The organism is Leptolyngbya sp. CALU 1928 (assembly GCF_056784215.1).
Map to the genome: position 1 here is coordinate 3,015,565 of NZ_JBXBCE010000001.1, position 23,412 is coordinate 3,038,976.

Sequence of the window (23,412 nt, forward strand, 5' to 3'; positions counted from 1 at the left end):
AGTTTAGGAAATTATCCACCCGTAAAAGTTAAGACAAATAGCCCCAAAAATAAATCACCGCTCGGATGAGCATACCATAAGATCCAATCGAGGCACCTTTTTTGAGGCGCAGAAAACCTGACTAGCTGCGCTTTTCTAGCCATGCTTTCATTTTTCCAGGATTGAGCAATCCAAGGGGATCAACCCTTTCCTTAAAGCTTAAATGCTGAATATCAACGGTCTTTCTGCCGCCATCTTCCAAAATGTAAGTATGGGGATTGAAGATGTAGGCATCAACTGACTCGTGATAGTCCATGATTTCCTGGAGGCGATCGCCCGTCGTATAGCGCACCACCTGCAAGCCCACTGGACGAATCGATCCCCCTACTCGAATAAATTCCAGATGCATCATCACTTCATCCCCATAGTGATCATACAAATGCTCAAGCACCTTTAACTCGGGATCATCAGGAAACAACGTTTGCAAATAGGTCAACGTCGGATCAACGCTACGAGCATGAAGCGTAGTGTGGTTCCAGGAATATTCCACCAACGTAATGCCTTTGCTTGCCTCTTGCGCCGATTTTTGATAGCAAACCTGACCGCCAAATTCCTTCACCAACTCTGCAAACGGCTCCAAGCTGCATTCTGCAATGAGTACCATTGCCACATGGCTACCTGTGGGAATAGTGCCTTTTAACGCAGCAAAGTAAGTTGGCAACGGATCAGCACAGACACACACCATTTTTTTAATGATGCCGTCACTATTGCCGAGTGCCTGACCAAATCGGGCGCTGGTCATGAAATCCTCAAAGGCAACGATCGCCTCTGACCAAGCATAAGCAGGCGCTAGAGGAATCTCCAACTCGGTAATAATGCCATTGGTGCCCCAAGCATGTGCCACTTTATAGACATCATCACCGCGCAGTTCCACCACTTGCGGTTCTGCCTCCATCGTCACCACCCGCAGTGCTAACAGGTTGCCGCGATCGCGCAATTGCCCATAGGTCACTGAGCCAATACCGCCACTGCCGCCGCTAATAAAGCCGCCAATCGTCGCTTTACGATAAGTAGAGGGAAACATGCGAATTTCCCAACCGCTTTCCCGCGTGTATTTATCGATCGCTGAAAGCTTTACCCCTGGCTCCACACAGGCAATTCCCGGTTTCACCCATTTCACCTGCTGCATCCCAGACACATCCAAAATTACGCCGCCTTCTAACGGCACACATTGCCCATAGTTGCCGGTGCCTGCCCCCCGCACCGTCAGCGGCACTCCATACTTCACACACGCTTTCGCCACCCGCAGCACTTCCGCCTCACTCTTGACTTTGACAACCACATCTCCCCGCTTATCTGCTAATGCTTCTTGAAGGAGCGGGCTGTAGGTGTAGTAATCCTGAGATAGCTTACTAACTTGAGCCACATCGGTGATGATCTCTAATTCCGCCAACTCAGCAATTAAACTTTCCAGATCAAATGGGGGCACAGTAGACACCATGGCAGGCTCTCACAGAGTCAGTGGATACAAGACATTAGCCTTGCTGAAGCTAGATACAGAATCCTCAAAGGCAAAATTCCTGGGCTGCCCTGCACCAGAGCGAGAGTAGCCATGGGTTGCTAGGTCTGGGAGGAACTCGTGTCTACGCTTTAGCATCGCTAGACATTACAATATCTTAATGTATTTCATAGGGCTAAATACAGGAGACCTAGGTTCTGATTTTCTGTCAGTGGGTAAGTCCTAAATCAGTTTGAAGTCCTTTTGAAGTCTTTTTTAAGTAGGTAGAGCGATCGCGGGTCATTGATACCTTGTCAGAAAAAGTAGTTTAAAGCCAAGATCGTTGCTAGGGTCTGCGCCCATTGAAGATGGGTGTACTATACATAAAACTGATGAGCGGAAAATCATCAAGTTGGATCATTCAGGTTGCAAAGGTAAAGTGAAGAAAAACGTGCTGCCCTGACCCCAAATACTTTCCACCCAGATTTGTCCCCCATGCTGCTGCACAATCGATTTGCAAATTGCCAGCCCCAAACCCGTACCGCCCTTATCACGAGAATCTGAAACATCGACCTGCTGAAAACGACCAAAAATACTCTCTAGCTTATCGGTTGGAATGCCGCGACCGCGATCGCTGACGGAGAAGCGAATGGAGGGAGTCGAGGCAATAGAGTCAGGGGGGTATCGTTCAGCCTGGAGATAAACCGTACTGTTGGGCGAGAATTTGATCGCATTACTGAGCAGGTTCGTAAATGTTTGAATGATGCGATCGGGGGCAACCCAAATCTGCACCGACATAGGCTGCATAACAAGCCGCACATTTGATTCTTGGGCGCTGCTTTCCATAACGGCGATCGCCCTTTGCATCAGGTCTGCGGCATTGCACCATTCCCGCACGAGTGATAGTCTGCCGGTTTCCAACTTCTCTAGATCTAAAATGTCATTCACCAATCGCACCAGCCGCTCTGTGTCAATTGAGGCAATCTCAATCATGCGTTTCATGGCGATCGGTTCATCATCCATCACGCCAGTTGCTAACAAGCCCAGGGATCCACGAATAGAAGTCAAAGGAGTCCGCAACTCATGACTAACGATGGAGATAAATTCGTCCTTAAGTTTCTCAACTGCTTGCCGTTGGGTGACATCTTCGCCAATGCTGGTTACGCCAATAGTTTCGCCCTTCGGATTTCGTAATAGCGTAATGCTCCAGTTGATAATTCTTTGTTCGCCTGATTTAATCAGAATTTTACTTTGGGCAGAGGGATAAAATTCCTGCTTAAGGTTCTCTTGAAAAAGTTGGCGCTGTTGTTGTACTTGATCAGCGGGAATAAAGAAATCGAACCAGTTTTGACCCATCACTTCGCTTTCAAGATGACCAGTCAATTTAAGAAAAAATGGATTGGCGGCGTTAATCATCCCGTTCGTATCTAAGCTAATGACTGCTAGGTTTGTGCTTTCAAACAGCGATCGCCAGCGACGTTCGGCTTCTCGTAACCCTGCTTCGGTTTGCTTGCGTTCTTGAAGTTCAATTTGCAGTTGGCTATAGAGTTCGGATTGGTGAATGGCGATCGCCAGTTGGCTAGCAATCTGCTGGGATAAATCGATCTCCCAAGCGTGCCACTGACGAGGCTCTGCATTTTGATAAATTGCCAACAATCCCCATAATGTTTCTCCAGAAAAAACAGGGGCGATCGTGTAAGCTCTTGCCTGAAATTGTTCTAGCAGGTCAATATGGCAAGGGCGCAATCCAGCCGTGTAGATATCTGAAATCACAAAGGTTTCGTGATTTTGAAAGCGTCCCCCTTGAGTTTCTTGTAAGTAGGTGTCTTCCCACACCTTCTGAATGTCGGGTTCTACGAGTTTGACCCATTCCGCTCCCACGGATTCAGCAATAAAATCGCCATTCCAATCTGCATCAAATCGATAAACCGCTACTCGATCTGCTTGCAATAACTGCCTGACTTCCATCACAGCCGTGTTGAGAACGGCATTGAGATCCAATGATTGACGAATTGCCTGAGTGATCCGCCAAAGCAATTGTTCTTGTCTTGCTTGCTGCTGTAGGGCGGCTTCTGCCCGGTTGCGTTCAGCTTCGCTGCGCTTGCGATCGCTGATGTTGTTGTTGATTTCCAACACTTTAACGGGGTTACTCATCTCATCTTTTTGCAATGCCCAGCGGCTATCTACAGTGATCATTGAGCCATCCTGTCGAGCCTGAACCAGTTCACCTTCCCAATAGCCTCGTTCTATCAACTCGGCTTTAATATCGATTAAAGAATGGGGAAACTGAGTTTGCAGTAGCACATGAGTTTTTTTGCCTAACGCTTCTGCCTTTGTCCACCCATACATAAACTCAGCCCCTTCATTCCAAAACGTGATGATGTCGTTGAGGTCGTGGGTGATGATGGTGTCGTGTGCTAAATCTAATAAATGTGCCTGTTCTTGCAAAATTAATTGAGTTTGTTGTTGAATCAGCAATGTTTCCAGCAGGCGATCGTTCACGTGGGTCAGTTCAGCCGTGCGTTCTAAAACTCGTTGCTCTAACTCTACATTCAACTGTTGCAGCGCGAGTTCTGCCTGTTTGCGAGATGCCAACTCGGTTTGGGCTTGTTCAAATAGAGAAGATTGTTGAATGGCAATGCTTGCCTGAGCCGCTAACTGGCGTAATAAATCAATCTCGGATGACTGCCACGATCGCGTCGTCACACAATGATGAGCAACCAGCAATCCCCATAGTTCGCTTCCCTGCAAAATAGGGACGACTAGATTCGCCTTCACTTCAAACCTAGACAATAGTTCCAGATGGCAGGGGCTAATGTCAGCAGTGGCATAAATATTAGATTTTGCCGTAACCAGCCCCTGCTTAAACGGTTCGATGTAGCTTTCCCCAATGCAGGGATCGTAGATTTGGGTTGCGAGAATGGCTCTTTCCGGGGTTCCAACAGATTCCACTACCACCGTGCCGCTCCAGTCAGAATTAAACTGAAAAATAAGCACGCGATCGGTTTCAAGATACTGCCGCACTTCATCGACGGTTGTTTGGAGAATATCTTGTAAGTTGAGCGATCGCCGGATGCGTTGAGTAATCTCCATCACGAGGCGCTGTTGTTCAACTTGTTGACCGAGCGCTTCTAAGGTGAGATGGGTTTGATTCTGCAAATCTGCCACCTGTCGGAGCAATTTTCCTTGCTGCATGACGCTGTGGAGCGCGATTTGCATAGTCTCCGCCGTTAAGGTTGCCTTGTTGAGGAAGTGCTGTGCTTCCTGCATGGGCTGGGCAGCAGTTGTTTCACTATCCGGCATCAAAACGACTATGGGTATAATAGCGGCTTTGTGCTGCTGTAACGTCTGCACAAACTGCAATCCGCTCATATCGGGTAGGCAATAATCTAGCAAAATTGCATCTGGTGGGGCAGTGCGAACTTGGTCTAATCCAGCGGCTCCTGTTGCGGCTTCAAGCACTGTGTAGAGGACGCGATCGCTGTGCATCAAGTAGCGACGTAACAGGTCGCGATCAACTGAGCAGTGTTGCACAATCAAAATCGTGTAGGCAGGTTGAGTCATGCCATCTCCTTATCATGGGACTGGTTCATATCAAGCGGTTGATCGATAAAAGCAGCGGTAAATTGCTGGCGACGAATTTTCTCTGGTTGTAAACGATTGAGGACACGAGCGATCAACTCTGGTTCTAGAATTGGCTTGCGGATGTAGTCATCGCCTCCGGCTGCAAAGGCTTGGACAATCGTTTTTGTATCTTGATAGGCAGTCAAAAAAAGAATCGGTAGGTTTCCCCATTGTGGGTCGTTCCGCACCACTTGGCACAGTTCAATTCCACTCAATCCTGGCATCTCTATATCTAATATCAATAGATCCGGAGCAATGCTTGTTAGGGTTTCCCAAAATTGTTGGGGTTCAAGCAGGGATGTTATTTGCAATCCCCAGGGCGAAAGCATGAGAGAGACTTGATGGAGAATCACCGGGTCATCATCGACAATCAATACTTTTCCTGCGATCGCAGGTTGGGGTCGCAAGCTCTGGGCACTGACCTGCTGCAAAGTCGTGTGGATTGCCTGAAAGATTTGGGCTGAGGCAATCGGTTTTTGCAGAAATGCCTGGATTCCCAATCGGGCGGCGGCGACTCGATCTGAAAGATGATCGCGTGCGGTAAACACTAATATGGGAAGGCGTGGGTATTGCTGCTTTAGGGTTTCCAGCCAAGTTAAACCATCTTCGTTCCTATCTGCAAACGTAAGATCGAGTAAAACAACATCGGGAATAGTGGACGCGATCATCTGCTGAGCTTGCGTCAAGGTCGCAGCGGCTTCTAACTGGAGCGATCGCGCGGTTGCTTCTGCCTTTAAGCGATCAGTTAATAGCGGATCATCATCGACGACTAGCACGAAAGGAAATGTCACGGGATTGGGTGACGGGGCGATCGCCGTTTGAGCCGGTTGCGTCAAGGCGGGTTCTTTCTGAAGTTCCTGCTTTAGGGTGGTCACCAGTTGGGTCATGTAACTCATTTCTAGCGATTGCGATTGAATCTCAGGTCGTTGTAACAGGTCTTCGATTTGTCGCGCGATGGTAGACCCTTGAGGAAATCCATAGACACCCAATGATCCCACTAGTTTATGAGCAGTTTGTTTGGCGAGTTGCTGCAAATCTTGGGTTAAGCAACCCTTTTCTAAAGCAACAACCGATTGATCTAGAACATCAACTTGTTCATCAAAAGAATCTTTGAATCGTTCCCATAGCTCCAGCATCATTGATCCAACCGCTGCGGTGGCAACTTTGGTTTGATCGACCGCACCCTCTCTTGGGCTTGTGGATGTCGATGTGTTTAGCGAGATGCTGAGCGATCGCAGGCGATACCCAAAACCATAGATTGTTTCAATCAAATCTTGACTGGCTCCGGCTGCCTTTAATTTTTGTCGAATAGCTTTAACGTGACTACTGATGGCGCTTTCAGTCGGTGATTCATCCAACTCCCACAGGCGATCGATTAAGGCGGCGCGGCTAAAAATCCGCTGCGGATGCAATAGCAATAGTTCCAAAATTCCATACTCCTTCGGCGTTAAGCGAAGAATTTGCTGCCCATGGCGAATCTCGTTGATTGTAGAGTCAATTTGCAACTCTCCGTAGGTCACGATCGCCGGAGCCGTTGTTCTGCCCCGTCGCAACAATGCCCGAATCCGCGCTAAGAGTTCTGGGATGTTGAATGGCTTGATCATGTAGTCATCTGCGCCAGCATCTAACCCTAAGACGCGATCGGTTGCCCCATCCTTTGCCGTGAGCAGCAAAATAGGCACCTGACAGCCTCTCGCCCGTAGCTGTTTGCAAACACTGATTCCATCGACTTCAGGAATGCCCACATCCAACAGCATCAAGTCATAGTCAAACTGTTCCACTAAACCCATTGCCGATTGCCCATCTGCGGCGGTTTCAACCCTATGAAAAGCACCCAATGACCGTTCAAGCATGGCGCGAGTGGCTTGATCATCCTCCACTAACAAAATTTTCACAGTGCTGCTGGCAATAGAGAATAAATAGAAATGCATTAAATTCAGGCAACCAATTCTGACACCGATTGGGAGCAAGTGTTAAGAAAGACTGCGTTTTTTTTCAAAATGGATGCATTTCGTTGCCTAAAACTTTTCTAAGGGCACTCTCAAAAGTAAGGTTCTTAATTTTACTCATTGTCCTATGCACGCTCTTAACTACAAACTTGATAAATCCATCCTAGATGCGGATGGTCGTTATTTAGACTCTCAAGAGCTCTACCCGTTAGAGTCCTATATTCAAAGCTATAGTGTTCGTCTGAGTGCCTATCAGCACCTACAGCAACATGGCGATAAATTAGTCATCTATGCACTACGAAAACTTGCCCAACTGTATCCAGAATTAATTCAGCAACATGGACCTCGTTGCAAATACGATATGACGGAAGTTTTGCGCTATATTGCGCTGTCAATTTTGCGAGATGACGAACTTTTGTTTAAAGAACAAATGCTGGGCTGGCTCGATACAATCCTGCTGGCACACAAGCGGAATGACCATTGTCGGCAGGCATATCAAAACTTGCAAGAGGCGATCGCTGCCAATTTTGTAGCGGCAGAAACCGAGCTAATTCGTCCCTACTTGGAATTAACCTTGCATACCCTCGACTCTCACACCTAAGCGCCCTCCACCCTTTTTCATGATGGACTGTGTTTCTTCAGGTTCTCTATTCAACATTTGAGGATGGTTTTATGACTTTCACCCAATCGATTACAGTAAATCGCTATTCTTCTTTAGAGGAGCGTGAGATTGCACTACGTCAAATCTATCAACAGATTTTAGAACGGCAACCCTATGATTGCGAACACACCCTGTTAGCCACGATTGAAAAAGACTTTTTAACAAACAAGATTGGTGTTAGACGGTTTGTGAAAGAGTTTGGGCAGTCAGCGCTGTATCTCAACACTTTTTACACCACCACTTCCAATCTGAAGTTTCTAGAGCTATGCTTTAAGCATTTTCTGGGGCGTGCGCCTCAAGATCATGCGGAGATTAGAGTTCACATTGATAGATTAATCCATAAAGGAGTCAAGCAATTAATTCTAGACCTTGTGGATTCAGAGGAATATCTTAAAGCGTTTGGTTGTTTCACTGTTCCCTATCCGCGTCAACTAAATTTCTATTTATCGCCCAACGCTTATCTAGAATCTAATTTGCTCAATGAAGAACAGCTTGGTCGGCGTGGGCGATCGCTGCCCACGCTCTATTGGCGACAGCTAGGGCTTCACTGTGAATCAGGCGTTTGCCACTATCCTAAACCCCATGAAGGCGTGTCATCTACATTGGCTCAGGAAGATTTATCGCAGATTTTTAAGCTAATGCAGTATGCACCCGCAGAACAGGTTTTTACAACTCTATCTCCACAGCAAAAAGCAGTACTGCGGCAAGCAATAGCAGAGTGATAACTCTTTGCCATCAAGTTTATTTCTTTAAAATAGGGGTTCTTTTGTTGGCATTGCACAATTAGGATATGGACTGAAGTTTATCTTGATGTAATGTCCCGCCTGTGACTCGACTTTTTAGTAAAAAAATAAGTGAAACGCTACCCTAGAAGCAGACCTAAGCACAGAAAGGGTGGGCTTGTGGTAGTGAAAATGTGGAGAAATTTGACGGCGAGTGGATTTTTGATGATGGGCTTAGTGAGTGCTGATACTGCCAATGCTCATCCTCATCGGGTGCCTGTAGCTCAGTTACAACGGATCTCCGCCGATTTGATGCGCTCTGATAGTCAAGACTTTTTTAGGGTAAACCGCATGAAGCTAGAGCAAGACGTTGAAATGATTAATCAACCGCGATCGCAGTTAGAGAAAGACGTTCTAATCATCAATCCAAGTATTCAACTGCAACCAGATTTGTCGCCTCTAGAAACGCCAAACTTCAGATCATCAAAACCGCCCAACCGTTAGAACGCACTATTTTTTGCGGCTATGAGCTTTTATCTAGGGATCGACTTTGGCACCTCTGGCGCACGAGCGGCTGTGATTGATCAAGACATGCGACTGTGTGTTCAAGTGAGCCATCGATTTGCATCGGTTGAACCGCACCAACAGGCGAGCCACTGGCAAGACGTATTGTTTCGCTTAATTCAACAAATTCCTGAAGATATTCGCACCAAAATCCACGCGATCGCCCTTGACGGCACCTCCTCTACGGTGTTGCTTTGCGATGGGTTAGGGGTGCCGCTAGATGCGCCCATCCTCTACAACGATGCTCGTGCAAGCTCTGTGCTGTTTGACCTTCAAGCCTTTTTTGCTCAAGCCAATTTGCAGAGTACGCCTGAGCAGGATGTGGTGCTAAGCGCAACCTCTAGTCTCGTAAAATTGCTGTGGTGGAAGCAGCAATCTGTCTATTCTCAAGCTCAATATTTCTTGCATCAGGCAGATTGGCTGGCATTTTTGCTGCATGGTCAACTGGGGATTAGTGATTATCACAACTGCCTTAAACTGGGCTACGATGTGGCGCGGTTGGAATATCCATCATGGATGGCAGAATTGCAGGTGATGCCACTGTTGCCCCAAGTGCGATCGCCTGGAACGGTGGTAGGCAAGATCATTACAGCGATCGCGGCTCAGCTTGGGCTACCGACCGATTGTCAAATTTGCACGGGTACGACTGATAGTATTGCTGCGTTTCTGGCGAGTGGTGTGACCGCGATCGGGGAAGCCGTGACCTCTCTCGGCTCCACGTTAGTCCTCAAGCTATTAAGCGCCACGCCGATCACGAACAGAGCTTACGGAATTTATAGCCATCGTTTAGGAGATTTTTGGCTAGTAGGCGGTGCTTCTAACACAGGCGGCGCAGTCCTTCAGCAGTTTTTCACCCCCCAAGAATTGGTAGAGTTGAGTACTCAAATTTCAGGGCAGCAAGAAAGTCCACTCCAATACTATCCGCTGATCCAACCGGGCGATCGCTTTCCGGTGAACGATGCGGCGTTACTGCCCTGTGTGGAACCGCGTCCTACTAATCCCGTCGATTTTTTGCATGGATTGCTCGAAAGCATGGCACGAATTGAGGCACGAGGTTACCAACTGCTGCAACAGTTAGGCGCTGCGCCTCTAGTCCGAGTTTATACGGCTGGCGGGGGGGCAGCAAACCCTGCTTGGACTGCCATTCGGGGTCGCCAGTTGCAAGTTCCAGTCTTGATCTCGCCCCAGACGGAAGCGGCTTATGGAACTGCCCGATTGGCAAAAAGCAGTAGAGAATAGCGAATGCTTAAGGCTGGAAGAAAGCAACCTAATTAAGCAAAGATCTTAATTTGGCAAAACTGAAACAGTTTGAGCAGGCTACCAATCTAAAAATTGGAGAAAGTCATGAACTAAATTAGCCGCTTTTACGTCGTGGTTATCCGGAGAGCGGTTCAATACCTATGAAAACAGTGATCTAATCTACCCGGTATTGACTAGTTCTTATGGATATCAATCAGCGGCTATGGATATCTGGAAAACCGATGAAATGGGTCTTCCGCCTGAGTTTTGTGGGAATTGGGTTGGGCTTGGCGATCGCGTTTATGTATTTATCCTATGCAGCGCCACCTCTGCGCCAGGTCAAAATTTCTGAAGTTCTAACCCTGTCCAATGAGGTGACGGCACGAGTTGAGGATCAAAAAGTTGAAAAAGGCAACTCCATCACATCAGGTCAACAGTTGATTACGCCCCAATCTGCCCGTGTGGGGATTCAGGAGGCAACGGGTGCCGCTCGATTAGGAGCCAATTCATCTCTAATTTTACGAAATGATTGTTTTCAGTTGGGAGGAGGGAAAGCAGTGATTGCGGCTTCTCAGGCTTGTGTTGGGGCGATCGCGATTTCGAGTCCTGATGGCATTTATACGGTGGAGCGCTTGGGTTACTTAGCAGAAGTGAAAGTATTGGCGGGTCAAGTCGATTTGTCGATTCCTAGCAATCCGGCGGTGGGTGCCGTTTCGCTTCAGCCTAACCAAAAGGTGACGGTGAACTGGACGGGCGATGAAATTGGTCCGGTGCGGCTGATGTTGCCGCAAGAAGTGACTGCGATCGCAACAGGTGAGTTATTTCAAGGGTTTCAGGTCGCGCTACCCAACCAAACCAAAATCGCAGCTCTTCAGCCGCCTATCGCGCCGATTCCCAAGCTCACCCCTTCAGTTAAATCCGCTCCGGCACCCGTAACGCCCCCACGACCCATTGCAAAACAACTGCCTACCGAGTCTCAATTCACGCCTGCCTCTGCTAGAGCCGATTATTCTGCAAATGACGATGATGTAGAGTCAAATATGTCCTCAGAGGTTCCCCGGTATACGCGCCGCCGAGTGCCTTCCAATGGTTTCAATGGACGCTATGCTTCTCGCCGCCGAGTGCGATCGCCCTATGCTAGTAGTCCCTATCGTCGTCGCACTCCGTCCTACTCTGAGCCTTCCTACAGCGATTCAAGGAATGAAGCACCCGCTGTTCCTAGCGCTCCGCCCGTGGTAGACTCTCATCCTGCATCAGAAGCACCCGTTTCTCCACCAATGGTTGAAGCACCCTTACCCATGGTGATCGAGCAACCTGTTTCCCCGCTTCCCATTGTGCCGGAAGGCTCTATCGTCGTTCCAGCCTATTAAAAATTTTAGGTTACTGGAAAAACATGGGTAGAATAGAGCGATCTTGAGGCGCGAATTGTGCAGCGGCTAGACGGCACCCTAACAAGGCAGAATTGGGCATGTTTGGGGTGATTTTGATTTCTGCCTGCTTGAACGTAAATGCGCGATCGCGGGTGCTGAAAAAACAAACAACGCTGAAATATCCTTGCGATCGCTCCCTAACTACCAGACCGCACTAAACCTTCGACTGCTCATCTTGTGACTCAGAATCGACAACTTTTTCCGTTGGGATCTCTAACCGCAGTATGAGAACTGTTGTTAGGCTGTTGATCGAATAATCACTCTTCTCAAACTTGATCTCAGAGATGTTAATTGTACTTTCACTCAAAACCATCCCCCGAATTTCTGGCTTAGTTGGAACCTTATAACCTGCCGCATCCAACAGTTCCTTGACCTTCCGCCAACCCTCTATCTTTTCACCATCAATCCCAGCCAGCGCCTTGACATAGCGATAAATCGTCGCCGAGAGATCGGTTTCAACCCCTCCAGCCTGCTTATTCAGCTTCTCTGCAATTTCCGTAGGGCTATGTCCACACAGCAAACCGCGCAGATGTAGCTTTTCGGTCGGTGTCAGGTGCTTTCCCTTCGCAGAGGCAAGGTCGTCATACAGCGTTTCCAGATCCCACTCTTCGCCTGCTTCTGCAAATCCCATCACGCTTCCGCCCCCAATTACTGACCAAACTCTACCTCAACTGCTAACTGTCAGCAAGCCACTGATGAAGCCCTACCAAGTTCCTGCCCTCAAACAGCAGACCAACCCCTTAAAAGTTTTTACCTTAGTAGAAATTCCCTGCGTGTGCTTAATCGTACTTGCATTTCTCAGTGTTGATGATTGTTTAGACGAGGCATCTGCGAATGACAGACGACCAAGAAGCAAAGAAAATACCTTTAGATAAGATTCAGATCATCCCTCATAACACTGATCCATCAGCCTTGATCTACCACAGCTTGCAGGCTACTCGTCAAGGTACTGGCACAGTTAGTGAGCTTGCTAAAATTGTCTTAAACAAAACCTTAGAAACTGATTTTGATATCCATGTAGCTATGGTTACGCATAATCAGAAAAAGATTCTTATCACTCTCCAACAGTACAACACTACCATCAGAGTCATTGAGTTTTATCGAGAAAAAGGGCAGATTCACAATGACCTCGCTGATCTGACAATCAAACATTTAATGAGCTCTTATGAAGCAAAGCTGGAATCATCTGAAAAGTTTCCAGGCTGCTTTCTTGTCTTGGGATGCCTTCTCAGCCTTGTTTTTTTGGTGCCTTGGGTGTTGAAAAACGTAACAGATTTAGAAATTCCCGGCTACACAAAAACACCTAATGTTGTTACGCAGACAACTCTACAATTACCCCTTCCAGAGTGTAGTACGGGTAGCAATTTACCCAATCAGCGATGGTATCCTGTGTGGGTCAATGACACAGATTCGGCAACACTTGAGTATGTCAGGAAAAAGTATTGTTCGGGTGCTTTTGTCTACAACGTTAAGCCTTCGAGGAAGGTTATTCAAATAGCAGGATTTTCAGAACAGTCCAAGGCACTACTTTTGATAAAAGTCCTTGAAAGTGATCCAAAGATTAATAGTGCTGAAATTGGTGTGCAGTTTTAACAATATAGAGGGGCAAAAAGACAGATATAAATGTTTATCCTTCAGCCCCTCCACAAAAACTGCGATCGCCTGTTAATAGCTCGACTGAGAAAGAGCGATCGCCGTGGCAATAAGAAAGCGGCGATAAGTTAGTAAAGCTCTAAACAGTCCAAAGTCCTATTGTCCAAGAACTGCTGAACTGTCTCCGCCCCATTTTGCAACATTTCCTCAACCCTGCGTGTTGGGGTATTGCCACAGCGTAACCAAATTACTTTTGGGGGTGAACCGTAAAGACGGCTGCGTTCAGCAAAATCAGCATCTTGCGTCACAATACAAAACCCTCGCAGTTTGGCAAACTCCCAAATCTCGCTATCATCTACCTCGCTCAAACTATGAAACTGCACATGGCTAGAACCTGGAAAACGATCGATCAGTCGAGCCACCAGTTTTCGGCTCAGGTTTTGGTCAAACAGCAATTTCAAACTTCACTCACAGCAATTAGACACCGCTCCCGGTCAGCCGCAAACTCTAAACAGGCTTTGATGTCCGCTTCAGTTAGCTCAGGAAAGTCATCAAGAATCTCTGCATGAGACATTCCCGCCGCTAGCCAACCCAAAACATCATAGACAGTAATCCGCATTCTTCTAATACAGGGCTTACCGCCGCGTTTACCCGGTTCAAGAGTGATGATGTTTCGATAGCTCATAAAGAGGACTGAAAGACTATACTTGCTGACAAGTTTAGCTCAGTCTCAGTCGATTCAGTCTATGGGCTGTGGAGCGATCTCCCTTTCCCAAAAAGCCGCGATCGCAGGGTCAACGCCAGTCAATGAGCAGATGGGCGGCGTTGTGGTTATTGTTGCCTGGTCAAAGGGTTTCGTCATCTTGGGTGAATGGGTTTGGGCGTTAAACTGGTGGATAAATCTGTTGCGGTAGCTTTATGACGCTTAGAGAGCAGCTTATTCAAGAACTGGAGCAACTGCCGGAGGCACAGCTAGAGGAGGTGCTGGCGCTGGTGCGTTCCTTCAAAGCTGAACTAGACACAACATCTGATCACGACAGTCGGGTTTGGCAGGCGTATCTTGCTTCTGTGCAGCAATATGAGGAGGTTTATCGTCGCCTTGCCAACTCCTGAATTTCTGTTGTAGACGGTTAGTAAACGAACCGCATTGGCTGTGATGGATACTTTTTTGCGAATTAACGGCTACAGATTGACGCTGACGAATGAGGACTCCTACACGCTGGTTTTGTAAGCTGTCACTGATCAGATAGATAAGTCAGCGATCGCCACTTTACTTGAGCAATCTGTAACCATTCAGTAGACAGCGATCGCTCAGTCAAATATTCAGAGTTACAGGAAAGACATTGGTAGAATAGAGCGGTCTTGAGGCGCGATCGCCCATTTTTCCCGTTGGAGTGCCTATGTCTGTTTCCTCTGCCCCGTTTACTGCTGACGAAATTGCTGCGGAGGGCATTAAACCGGAGGAGTATGCCGACATTGTGCAACGCCTGGGGCGGCATCCCAACAAAGCGGAGTTGGGCATGTTTGGCGTGATGTGGTCAGAGCATTGTTGTTATAAAAACTCGCGACCGTTGCTGAAGCAGTTTCCCACGACTGGCGATCGCGTCTTGGTGGGTCCTGGCGAAAATGCAGGCGTAGTGGATTTGGGCAATGGCTTACATCTCGCCTTCAAAATTGAATCGCACAATCACCCCTCTGCGGTGGAGCCATTTCAAGGGGCGGCTACTGGAGTAGGCGGTATTTTGCGAGATATTTTCACGATGGGCGCTCGACCGATCGCCATCCTCAATTCCCTCCGCTTTGGTTCTTTGGATGATGCTCGGACGCGGCGGTTATTTAGTGGGGTCGTCGCCGGAATTTCTCACTACGGCAACTGCGTCGGAGTGCCCACCATTGGCGGCGAAGTCTATTTCGATCCGGCATATTCTGGCAATCCCCTGGTCAACGCGATGGCGTTGGGGTTGATGGAAACAGGAGAGATTGTTAAATCGGGGGCAAAAGGAATTGGCAATCCGGTGTTGTATGTCGGGTCCACTACCGGGCGCGATGGCATGGGTGGAGCCAGCTTTGCCAGTGCTGAGTTAAGTGATGCCTCCATGGATGATCGCCCTGCGGTACAAGTGGGCGATCCGTTTTTAGAAAAATCCTTGATCGAAGCCTGTTTAGAAGCCTTCAAAACTGGAGCCGTGGTTGCTGCCCAAGACATGGGTGCAGCGGGGATCACCTGTTCCACCTCGGAAATGGCGGCGAAAGGTGGCGTGGGCATTGAACTGGATCTTGACAAAATCCCGGTGCGCGAAACAGGTATGGTGCCCTACGAATACCTGTTGTCGGAATCCCAAGAACGAATGCTGTTTGTGGCGGAAACCGGACGAGAGCAAGAACTGATTGATATTTTTGAACGGTGGGGACTTCATGCCGTCGTGGCAGGCAGTGTGATTGCGGAACCGATTGTGCGGATCTTGTTTCAAGGGGCGATCTCTGCCGAAATTCCCGCAACCGCTTTGGCAGACAACACGCCCATCTATCATCGAGAACTGCTGAGCGAACCACCCGCCTACGCTCAAACAGCCTGGGCGTGGACTCCAGATAGCTTGCCGGACTGCACCGCCACGGGCATCGAAGCCCAAGGAAAATTCCTTACCTGGAACGAAGTATTGCTCCAACTCCTCGCCACTCCCTCGATCGCCTCAAAACAGTGGGTCTATCGCCAATACGATCACCAAGTTCAAAACAACACCGTGATTATGCCCGGTGGAGCCGATGCCGCCGTCATTCGCATTCGCCCCGTTGATCCTGCGAACTCCCCATCGCACCCTGCCATCGGGGTCGCCGCCACCGTCGATTGCAATGCCCGTCATGTTTACCTGCATCCTTATGAAGGAGCCAAAGCCGCTGTTGCCGAAGCCGCACGAAACCTAAGCTGTGTGGGTGCAGAACCCTTGGCGGTCACTGATAATCTCAACTTTGGCAGTCCTGAAAACGCGATCGGCTATTGGCAGCTATCCGAAGCCTGTCGCGGGTTATCCGAAGCTTGCACTGCCTTCAGCACCCCGGTCACGGGTGGTAACGTCTCGCTGTATAACGAAACTCTGGATGCGGACGGCAAGCCTCAGCCGATCTATCCTACCCCCGTAGTTGGCATGGTGGGGCTGATTCCCGACTTGTCTAAAATTTGTGAGCAAGGATGGCAAGCCGCAGGAGATTTGATCTATCTACTGGGTGTGCCTTTGAATGCAGAGCCATCGTCCAATGTGACGTTGGGAGGATCAGACTATCTGGCGGCGATTCATGGCGCGATCGCGGGACAGCCTCCCATAATTGATTTTGCGTTGGAACGTGCCGTCCAAGCGGTTTGTCGAGAAGGGATTCGTCAAGGTTGGGTTCGGTCTGCTCATGATTCTGCTGAAGGAGGAGTGGCGATCGCGATCGCCGAATCCTGCATTAGCGGTAATCTGGGCGCAACTCTCACTTTCCCCGACTCCTCATGCCGTCTAGATCATCTCCTGTTTGCCGAGGGCGGGGCGCGAATTATCGTGTCCGTGGCGCGATCGCATCAATCTCAGTGGGAAACCTATCTACAAACGCATCTAGACAAGGCTTGGCAAGCGTTAGGGATAGTTAGTAGTCAGGCTGAGGGTTTAAGCATTACCGTCAACCATTCCACGATCACAGTAGAGCTAGCCACCCTCAGCGATCGCTGGCGGGGCGCGATCGAGTCCTATCTCGCCGATTGATTCTGCTTAAATTCCCTTAAAGCTTAGTTGGGGCAACCCCGTGCCTGTTACGATGAGATCAAGAGTTAATCAAAGTTTAAATAACTTTTAAGCTATTTTTTTGCCATTATCATCTAGCTTTGTCGCCTTTTCTTTTGCTAGCCATCCCTGGAGCAACACTGACGCATGTTACCCACTTCCCTTTCTCAAACGGGTGCTTCTGTTGAATTTGACAACTTAGATCACACTGCTTCTTTAGAAGACCATCCCGACAAACCCGAAGAAGCCTGTGGCGTGTTTGGGGTCTATGCTCCGGGTGAAGATGTTGCCAAGCTGACCTATTTTGGGCTGTATGCCCTGCAACATCGCGGGCAAGAGTCTGCGGGGATTGCCACCTTTCCCAACGACCATCCGCCCCATTTGCACAAGGAAATGGGTTTGGTCTCGCAAGTATTTAATGAGACAATTCTCAACACCTTAGTGGGAGACTTAGCCGTTGGGCACAACCGCTACTCCACTACGGGGACAAGCCGTGTGGTCAATGCCCAGCCAGCCCTAGTTCCTACCCGGTTGGGACATTTGGCGCTTGCACACAATGGCAATTTGGTGAATACGGCGATTCTGCGGGAAGAGTTGCTGCGAAACCGTCACAATCTGGTGACCAGCACCGACTCAGAACTGATCGCCTTTGCGATCGCAGAAGCCGTCGATAGTGGCAAAACTTGGCTAGACGCTAGCATTCATGCGTTTAATCGTTGTCAGGGTGCTTTTAGCCTAGTGATTGGCACTCGTGATGGCATGATCGGTGCCCGTGACCCCAATGGGATTCGCCCTTTGGTAATTGGCGCTCTGCCGAAAACTAACCCTAGTGATCCCACTCGCTATGCCCTCGCTTCTGAAACCTGCGGTTTGGATATTATTGGAGCCGAGTATTTGCGAGATGTGGAACCCGGTGAAATTGTTTGGATTACAGACGAAGGCATGGTGTCAGTTCATTGGGTGACTGACCAACAACCGAAACTCTGCATTTTCGAGATGATTTATTTTGCCCGACCCGATAGTGTGATGCAGGATGAAAGTCTTTACACGTATCGGATGCGAATTGGGCGGAGACTAGCCCTAGAATCGCCTGCTGAAGCGGACTTAGTGATTGCAGTGCCGGACTCTGGTATTCCAGCGGCGATCGGGTTTTCTCAAGCTTCGGGCATTCCCTACGCGGAAGGGCTGATCAAAAATCGTTATGTAGGGCGCACCTTCATTCAACCGACCCAGAGTATGCGGGAAGCAGGCATTCGCATGAAGCTGAATCCGCTGCGGGATGTACTCCAAGGAAAACGGATTGTGCTAGTGGACGATTCGATCGTGCGGGGAACCACCAGCCGCAAGATTGTGAAAGCGCTCCGAGATGCCGGAGCGACGGAGGTTCACATGCGAATCTCTTCTCCTCCCGTAACGCATCCTTGTTTTTATGGGATTGATACCGATAGCCAAGATCACCTGATTGCTGCCACAAAATCGGTAGAAGAAATTGGTGCCCAAATTGGGATTGATTCCCTCAGCTATCTCAGTTGGGCGGGAATGTTAGAAGAAACGCGCGATGACCCATCCAATTTTTGCTCAGCCTGTTTCACGGGGCAATATCCGGTGCCAGTCCCCGAACCGTTGAAGAGCGCTAAGCTGATTCTAGAAAAAAATCTTCCCTCTTTGGAAGCGATCGCTTCTGTATAAACTGGAGCAATTTAACCTCGGAGCAAAGGGCTTAAGCCCTTTGTTTCTATGCCTTGCGTAGGTATTAGGTCTTGTTTGAAAATGCACTCTTTACTCAATATTGGCAACTCGAAAACCCATTTCACATTCAAACTGATTAGGATTTTGCTGATTCACTGGGTTTAGCGCCCGTCCACACCGTAGTTTTCCACTTGACCAGCGCGGCTGTCCTTTTGCATCTGCCATTAAACAGGATGGACAGACCTGATTGGGAGAAATTAGCTGAGTATCCATTAGGATGACAAGCACAGTGACCTCCAATGAAGCCGTGGTTCTCTACTTCCATATTAGGTTAAGACTTTGAGGATGATGTGTCATAGATTACAGAGCTTAATGCGTTTATGCTGCTGTATCGGTCAGAAGTTGAAGAGCGATCGCGGTTAAAGATCTTCTTGTAGCCTATTGGCGGTTTGAATGGGCTGGCTAAGCAGAGAAAATGAAGTGTATGATATATCTCTCTGTAAGCTCTTCAAGCAACGTGTTTCTGTGTTGTGCGATCGCTAACAACCGACCCAAATTATCTTTTGAAATTTTTGCTTAGGGGTTTTTGTGACTAACAATAATTTAGAGTTTCTTGCCAAAACCGATCCAGCGATCGCAGCGATTATTGACCGCGAATTGAATCGTCAGCGCGATCATCTAGAAATGATTGCCAGCGAAAACTTTACCTCAGCCGCCGTGATGGCGGCACAAGGGTCAGTTTTGACCAACAAGTATGCTGAAGGATTGCCCGGTAAGCGCTATTACGGCGGCTGCGAATTTATAGATGAAGCGGAACAGATCGCGATCGACCGCGCGAAACAACTGTTCGGTGCCGCTCATGCGAATGTGCAACCCCACTCCGGTGCCCAAGCAAACTTTGCAGTTTTCCTCAGCCTGCTGCAACCCGGCGATACTATCATGGGCATGGATTTATCTCACGGCGGTCATTTGACCCATGGTTCCCCCGTGAATGTCTCTGGCAAATGGTTTAAGGTGCAGCACTACGGAGTCAGCGCGGAAACGGAACAGTTGGACTATGACGAAATTCGTGATCTTGCTTTACAACATCGCCCCAAGCTACTGATTTGTGGCTATTCGGCATACTCACGGGTGATCCACTTTGACAAGTTTCGAGCGATCGCGGACGAAGTAGGAGCCTATCTCCTCGCAGATATTGCCCATATCGCTGGATTGGTTGCCAGTGGGCATCATCCTAGCCCGATTCCTCACTGTGATGTCGTTACCACCACCACCCACAAAACCCTACGGGGTCCACGCGGCGGCTTAATCCTCACCCACGATGCAGACTTGGGCAAAAAGCTAGATAAAGCGGTCTTTCCTGGCTCTCAAGGCGGTCCTTTAGAACATGTGATTGCTGCTAAAGCGGTTGCCTTCGGGGAAGCGCTCAAGCCAGAATTTAAGACCTATTCTGGACAGGTAATTGAAAATGCTCGTGCGTTAGTGAGTCAGCTTCAAGCTCGTGGGCTGAAAATAGTTTCGGGTGGCACCGATAATCATTTGATGCTGGTCGATTTGCGCTCCGTTGGCATGACAGGCAAACTGGCGGATCAGTTAGTTAGCAGCGTGAACATCACTGCCAATAAAAACACGGTTCCGTTTGATCCAGAATCACCCTTTGTCACCAGCGGTCTGCGGCTAGGGTCGCCTGCCATGACCACACGCGGCATGGGCACCCCAGAGTTTTCTGAAATCGGCAACATCATCAGCGATCACTTACTGAACCCAGAGAATGATCAAATAGCACAAGAGTGCCGCGATCGCGTTGCCAGTCTCTGCGATCGTTTTCCTCTTTACCCTCACCTGCAAGTGCCCATTCCTGCCCTGGTTTAAGCGATCGCAGAGTCGATAGAGCAACTCCAGTTAAAGTAAATATTTCCTCTTTTTGACACAGAGTACGATTATGGTTTCTACTCTGTGTCAATTTTTTTGGTTAATGGCTCTCCTCAATAACTCATAAAAAATTTAAACTTGAGCCTTAAGCGGTCAAAAAAGGTTGCCTTAATTAGGACTGCTGGCTTTAACGTCCAAAAAGAAGATGGAAAAAGGTGGATTGATTGACAATTCTTTGCTGACTATTCTCTGAAATGCAGTAGACTCTTCCTGTCAGTTGTCCTCAGCATGCATCTCAGATGACTCATTATTGGTACCACCTCGCTGCCTTTATTGTTTCTGCCTTGGTTGTCCTCTGGAGTACGCCTTGGATCAAGAAATTTGGTCTAAAGCGCGGCTTAGTCGATAAACCCGGTGGGCGAAAAATTCATAGTCGTCCGATGGTACGGCTAGGCGGCGTTGCAATTTTTGCTGGTACCTTAGCAGCCTTGCTGGTTGTTTGGTGGACGGGTGGATTTGGAATTTTGTCCCCTCAAAAAGAATATGAGGTCTGGGGCGTTACTTTAGGCGGCGTTGCCTTCTTTTTGATTGGCTTGGCGGATGACCTCCTAACTTTGCCAGCCATTAGTCGTTTGATCATGCAATTAAGCGTGGCGGCGGTTGTGTGGCAAGCGGGCGTACAAATTGAGTTTCTCACAGTACCTTTTGCGGGCTTAGTGGCGCTGCCAGATTTTATTAGCCTGCCCATTACCGTGATTTGGTTAGTAGGGATGGCAAATGCGGTCAATATGATCGATGGGTTAGATGGCTTAGCCGCAGGGGTTTCTGGAATTGCGGCGATGGTCATGCTGATCGTGACTTTGTTTATGAATCAACCCGCAGCAGCCTTAATCGCGGCGGCTTTAGCAGGGGCTTCTCTCGGCTTCTTACGCTACAACTTTAATCCCGCGCAGATTTTTATGGGAGATGGGGGTGCTTACTTTATGGGCTTCACCCTGGCTGGAGTGGGTATTATTGGGCTGGTTAAGGCTGTGACGACCGTTGCCGTGCTGTTGCCCTATCTAATTTTGGCGGTGCCCATTTTAGATATTTTTACTGTCGTGGTCGATCGCATCCGCCGAGGAAAATCGCCCTTTGCTGCCGATAAACGCCATCTGCACCATCGACTGTTGCAAGCAGGACTGTCGCAACGGCTAGCAGTGCTGTTCATCTACTCATTAACCCTATGGGCTGGAACACTGGCACTCGCTCTTTCTAATATGCCCAGCGGCTGGGGTTATGCTTTAGGGGCAACTGTCCTACTCAGTTTTACGAGTTGGCAAGTGTGGAAAACAGCGAAGCAATCCTAATTTTTTAATCAAGCCACTCGCCGTAACGCTTGCGACCTGTTACCCATAAACTGAACTACTACCCATAAACTGAACTACCTCCCTATGGCTCCTGTTGCTGAAATTATTTGTGTTGGAACGGAACTATTGCTCGGCGATATTCTCAACAGCAATGCTCAGTTTTTAGCAAAAGAATTGGCGCAGCTAGGAATTGCCCATTACTATCAGTCTGTGGTCGGGGACAATCCTGAGCGGATTCAGCAGGTCGTCAAAACAGCCTGCGATCGCGCCAGTTTGCTAATCTTTACCGGCGGTTTAGGACCTACTCCCGATGATTTAACCCATGCGACACTGGCGGATTGCTTTGGAGTACCCATGGTGGAGCATCCAGAAATTTTGGCAGATATTGCTCAAAAGTTTGCTCAGCGTGGACGAACCATGACTCCAAATAATCACAAGCAAGCCTTGCTGCCTGAAGGGGCACAAGTGTTAGTAAACTCTGGGGGCAGCGCTCCGGGTATCATTTGGCAACCACGCCCAAACGTCACCATCCTCACCTTTCCCGGCGTTCCCACGGAAGTGAAATACATGTGGCAGGAGGAGGCGATTCCCTATCTCAGAAGCCAAGGTTGGGTACAAAATACGGTTTACAGTCGGGTGCTAAGATTTTGGGGGATTTCTGAATCTTCATTGGCGGATAAAGTAGGAAATTGGTTTGATTCCACCAATCCCACCGTTGCGCCCTATGCCAACTTAGGGGAAGTGAAACTGCGAATCTCAGCGTTTGCTGACTCAGAAGCAAGTGCCCAACAAATGATTGCTCCAGTAGAAGCAACACTGCGGCAAATTGGCGGGATTGATTGCTATGGAGCGGATGAAGATACATTAGCGATCGCGGTGGGTCGCTTGCTTCAACAAACCGAGTCTACTGTATCCGTGGCAGAATCCTGCACTGGCGGTGGTTTAGGCGGAATGCTCACAGCAGTATCGGGCAGTTCTACTTATTTTTGGGGCGGCATCATTTCCTACGACAATTCTGTAAAAGCTGGGCTTTTGAATGTTGATCCGCAGGTTCTAGTCACTTATGGAGCCGTGAGCCACCAGGTCGCCAAGCAAATGGCGGTAGGAGTGCGAGATCGCCTTAATACAACCTGGGGGCTGAGCATTACAGGCATCGCTGGACCCACAGGCGGCACCGACGAAAAACCAGTGGGTTTGGTGTATATCGGTCTAGCAGGGCGCGATCGCGTGGAAAGTTTTGAGCATCGCTTTGGCGGATTAAGAGGAAGAGACTGGGTTCGCCATTTAAGCTGCTGTACGGCTTTGGACTATTTACGAAGACGATTAATCAAAGCAAAATTGTGACTAAGACAGGATTAGGTGTCAGGTTTCGGGTGTCAAATTTCAGAAAATGTCTTATGCCAATAAGCAAGGTCATAATGCTCCTGATAATCGGGCATCATGATTACTTTGCATAATTACTGCTTAAAATTTGTATATGTACTCAAA

At 48.6% G+C, this 23,412-nt stretch carries 20 protein-coding genes; 13 read left to right on the forward strand and 7 right to left on the reverse strand.

Annotated features, from left to right (window positions below):
- Window positions 1-121: 121 nt before the first annotated feature.
- The 3 genes from AC1S5B_RS14080 to AC1S5B_RS14090 form a co-directional block, all read right to left on the reverse strand.
- The gene (locus AC1S5B_RS14080) at window positions 122-1,480 is read right to left on the reverse strand and encodes an FAD-binding oxidoreductase (protein WP_482036299.1); all 1,359 of its coding nucleotides are present in this window, start codon (window positions 1,478-1,480) and stop codon (window positions 122-124) included.
- A gap of 414 nt (window positions 1,481-1,894) precedes the next feature.
- Window positions 1,895-5,041, reverse strand: a complete 3,147-nt coding sequence (locus tag AC1S5B_RS14085) for a GAF domain-containing protein (RefSeq protein ID WP_482036300.1) — start codon at window positions 5,039-5,041, stop codon at window positions 1,895-1,897.
- Window positions 5,038-6,996 carry a response regulator gene (locus tag AC1S5B_RS14090; protein WP_482036301.1) on the reverse strand — a complete coding sequence of 653 codons (1,959 nt, stop codon included), beginning with the start codon at window positions 6,994-6,996 and terminating at the stop codon, window positions 5,038-5,040. Before AC1S5B_RS14090 ends, AC1S5B_RS14085 begins: the two co-directional genes overlap by 4 nt.
- 181 nt (window positions 6,997-7,177) lie before the next feature.
- Here AC1S5B_RS14090 and AC1S5B_RS14095 point away from each other — a divergent pair, with 181 nt between their 5' ends.
- The 5 genes from AC1S5B_RS14095 (at window position 7,178) to AC1S5B_RS14115 (ending at window position 11,606) form a co-directional block, all read left to right on the forward strand.
- On the forward strand, window positions 7,178-7,651 hold the full coding sequence (locus AC1S5B_RS14095; RefSeq protein ID WP_482036302.1) for a globin family protein: 474 nt from the start codon (window positions 7,178-7,180) through the stop codon (window positions 7,649-7,651).
- 71 nt (window positions 7,652-7,722) lie between these two features.
- Window positions 7,723-8,433, forward strand: coding sequence for a phycobilisome rod-core linker polypeptide (locus tag AC1S5B_RS14100; protein WP_482036303.1), 711 nt, complete (start codon window positions 7,723-7,725; stop codon window positions 8,431-8,433).
- A gap of 180 nt (window positions 8,434-8,613) precedes the next feature.
- Window positions 8,614-8,937, forward strand: coding sequence for a hypothetical protein (locus AC1S5B_RS14105; protein ID WP_482036304.1), 324 nt, complete (start codon window positions 8,614-8,616; stop codon window positions 8,935-8,937).
- A gap of 21 nt (window positions 8,938-8,958) precedes the next feature.
- Window positions 8,959-10,236: an FGGY-family carbohydrate kinase gene (locus tag AC1S5B_RS14110; protein ID WP_482036305.1), complete on the forward strand. Its 1,278-nt coding sequence runs from the start codon at window positions 8,959-8,961 to the stop codon at window positions 10,234-10,236.
- A gap of 203 nt (window positions 10,237-10,439) precedes the next feature.
- Window positions 10,440-11,606, forward strand: coding sequence for a hypothetical protein (locus tag AC1S5B_RS14115; protein WP_482036306.1), 1,167 nt, complete (start codon window positions 10,440-10,442; stop codon window positions 11,604-11,606).
- A 214-nt stretch (window positions 11,607-11,820) separates the two neighbouring features.
- On the opposite strand, the gene AC1S5B_RS14120 is transcribed toward AC1S5B_RS14115, so the two are convergent.
- Complete coding sequence (locus AC1S5B_RS14120) at window positions 11,821-12,297, reverse strand: hypothetical protein (RefSeq protein ID WP_482036307.1); 477 nt, start codon at window positions 12,295-12,297, stop codon at window positions 11,821-11,823.
- Between the two features lie 203 nt (window positions 12,298-12,500).
- On the opposite strand from AC1S5B_RS14120, the gene AC1S5B_RS14125 reads away from it, so the two are divergent.
- Complete coding sequence (locus AC1S5B_RS14125; protein ID WP_482036308.1) at window positions 12,501-13,259, forward strand: hypothetical protein; 759 nt, start codon at window positions 12,501-12,503, stop codon at window positions 13,257-13,259.
- A gap of 128 nt (window positions 13,260-13,387) precedes the next feature.
- On the opposite strand, the gene AC1S5B_RS14130 is transcribed toward AC1S5B_RS14125, so the two are convergent.
- Complete coding sequence (locus AC1S5B_RS14130; RefSeq protein ID WP_482036309.1) at window positions 13,388-13,714, reverse strand: DUF5615 family PIN-like protein; 327 nt, start codon at window positions 13,712-13,714, stop codon at window positions 13,388-13,390.
- Between the two features lie 2 nt (window positions 13,715-13,716).
- Window positions 13,717-13,944 carry a DUF433 domain-containing protein gene (locus AC1S5B_RS14135; RefSeq protein WP_482036310.1) on the reverse strand — a complete coding sequence of 76 codons (228 nt, stop codon included), beginning with the start codon at window positions 13,942-13,944 and terminating at the stop codon, window positions 13,717-13,719.
- A 22-nt stretch (window positions 13,945-13,966) separates the two neighbouring features.
- Between AC1S5B_RS14135 and AC1S5B_RS14140 the strand changes: the two genes are divergently transcribed.
- The 4 genes from AC1S5B_RS14140 to purF all read left to right on the forward strand — a co-directional run bounded on the left by AC1S5B_RS14140 (window position 13,967) and on the right by purF (window position 18,703).
- Window positions 13,967-14,173, forward strand: a complete 207-nt coding sequence (locus AC1S5B_RS14140; protein WP_482036311.1) for a hypothetical protein — start codon at window positions 13,967-13,969, stop codon at window positions 14,171-14,173.
- Window positions 14,174-14,177: 4 nt separating this feature from the next.
- Window positions 14,178-14,372: a hypothetical protein gene (locus AC1S5B_RS14145; RefSeq protein WP_482036312.1), complete on the forward strand. Its 195-nt coding sequence runs from the start codon at window positions 14,178-14,180 to the stop codon at window positions 14,370-14,372.
- A 287-nt stretch (window positions 14,373-14,659) separates the two neighbouring features.
- Window positions 14,660-16,996, forward strand: a complete 2,337-nt coding sequence (gene purL, locus AC1S5B_RS14150) for a phosphoribosylformylglycinamidine synthase subunit PurL (RefSeq protein ID WP_482036313.1) — start codon at window positions 14,660-14,662, stop codon at window positions 16,994-16,996.
- A 165-nt stretch (window positions 16,997-17,161) separates the two neighbouring features.
- Complete coding sequence (gene purF, locus AC1S5B_RS14155) at window positions 17,162-18,703, forward strand: amidophosphoribosyltransferase (RefSeq protein WP_482036314.1); 1,542 nt, start codon at window positions 17,162-17,164, stop codon at window positions 18,701-18,703.
- A gap of 90 nt (window positions 18,704-18,793) precedes the next feature.
- Here purF and AC1S5B_RS14160 read toward each other — a convergent pair whose 3' ends face one another.
- On the reverse strand, window positions 18,794-18,991 hold the full coding sequence (locus AC1S5B_RS14160; protein ID WP_482036315.1) for a hypothetical protein: 198 nt from the start codon (window positions 18,989-18,991) through the stop codon (window positions 18,794-18,796).
- A 300-nt stretch (window positions 18,992-19,291) separates the two neighbouring features.
- On the opposite strand from AC1S5B_RS14160, the gene glyA reads away from it, so the two are divergent.
- The 3 genes from glyA to AC1S5B_RS14175 all read left to right on the forward strand — a co-directional run bounded on the left by glyA (window position 19,292) and on the right by AC1S5B_RS14175 (window position 23,268).
- Window positions 19,292-20,575 carry a serine hydroxymethyltransferase gene (gene glyA, locus AC1S5B_RS14165; protein ID WP_482036316.1) on the forward strand — a complete coding sequence of 428 codons (1,284 nt, stop codon included), beginning with the start codon at window positions 19,292-19,294 and terminating at the stop codon, window positions 20,573-20,575.
- A gap of 299 nt (window positions 20,576-20,874) precedes the next feature.
- Entirely contained in the window at window positions 20,875-21,924 is a 1,050-nt protein-coding gene (locus AC1S5B_RS14170) for a glycosyltransferase family 4 protein (protein ID WP_482036317.1), read from the forward strand.
- Between the two features lie 84 nt (window positions 21,925-22,008).
- The gene (locus tag AC1S5B_RS14175) at window positions 22,009-23,268 is read left to right on the forward strand and encodes a competence/damage-inducible protein A (RefSeq protein WP_482036318.1); all 1,260 of its coding nucleotides are present in this window, start codon (window positions 22,009-22,011) and stop codon (window positions 23,266-23,268) included.
- Window positions 23,269-23,412 lie beyond the last annotated feature (144 nt).

Excerpts from the sequence above, each read along its gene's own strand:
- AC1S5B_RS14080 (WP_482036299.1), bottom strand. The coding sequence starts at position 1,480 with ATGGTGTCTACTGTGCCCCCATTTGATCTGGAAAGTTTAATTGCTGAG.
- AC1S5B_RS14085 (WP_482036300.1), bottom strand. The coding sequence starts at position 5,041 with ATGACTCAACCTGCCTACACGATTTTGATTGTGCAACACTGCTCAGTT.
- AC1S5B_RS14095 (WP_482036302.1), top strand. The coding sequence starts at position 7,178 with ATGCACGCTCTTAACTACAAACTTGATAAATCCATCCTAGATGCGGAT.
- AC1S5B_RS14100 (WP_482036303.1), top strand. The coding sequence starts at position 7,723 with ATGACTTTCACCCAATCGATTACAGTAAATCGCTATTCTTCTTTAGAG.
- AC1S5B_RS14110 (WP_482036305.1), top strand. The coding sequence starts at position 8,959 with ATGAGCTTTTATCTAGGGATCGACTTTGGCACCTCTGGCGCACGAGCG.
- AC1S5B_RS14115 (WP_482036306.1), top strand. The coding sequence starts at position 10,440 with ATGGATATCAATCAGCGGCTATGGATATCTGGAAAACCGATGAAATGG.
- AC1S5B_RS14120 (WP_482036307.1), bottom strand. The coding sequence starts at position 12,297 with ATGGGATTTGCAGAAGCAGGCGAAGAGTGGGATCTGGAAACGCTGTAT.
- AC1S5B_RS14125 (WP_482036308.1), top strand. The coding sequence starts at position 12,501 with ATGACAGACGACCAAGAAGCAAAGAAAATACCTTTAGATAAGATTCAG.
- AC1S5B_RS14135 (WP_482036310.1), bottom strand. The coding sequence starts at position 13,944 with ATGAGCTATCGAAACATCATCACTCTTGAACCGGGTAAACGCGGCGGT.
- AC1S5B_RS14145 (WP_482036312.1), top strand. The coding sequence starts at position 14,178 with ATGACGCTTAGAGAGCAGCTTATTCAAGAACTGGAGCAACTGCCGGAG.
- purL (WP_482036313.1), top strand. The coding sequence starts at position 14,660 with ATGTCTGTTTCCTCTGCCCCGTTTACTGCTGACGAAATTGCTGCGGAG.
- purF (WP_482036314.1), top strand. The coding sequence starts at position 17,162 with ATGTTACCCACTTCCCTTTCTCAAACGGGTGCTTCTGTTGAATTTGAC.
- AC1S5B_RS14170 (WP_482036317.1), top strand. The coding sequence starts at position 20,875 with ATGACTCATTATTGGTACCACCTCGCTGCCTTTATTGTTTCTGCCTTG.
- AC1S5B_RS14175 (WP_482036318.1), top strand. The coding sequence starts at position 22,009 with ATGGCTCCTGTTGCTGAAATTATTTGTGTTGGAACGGAACTATTGCTC.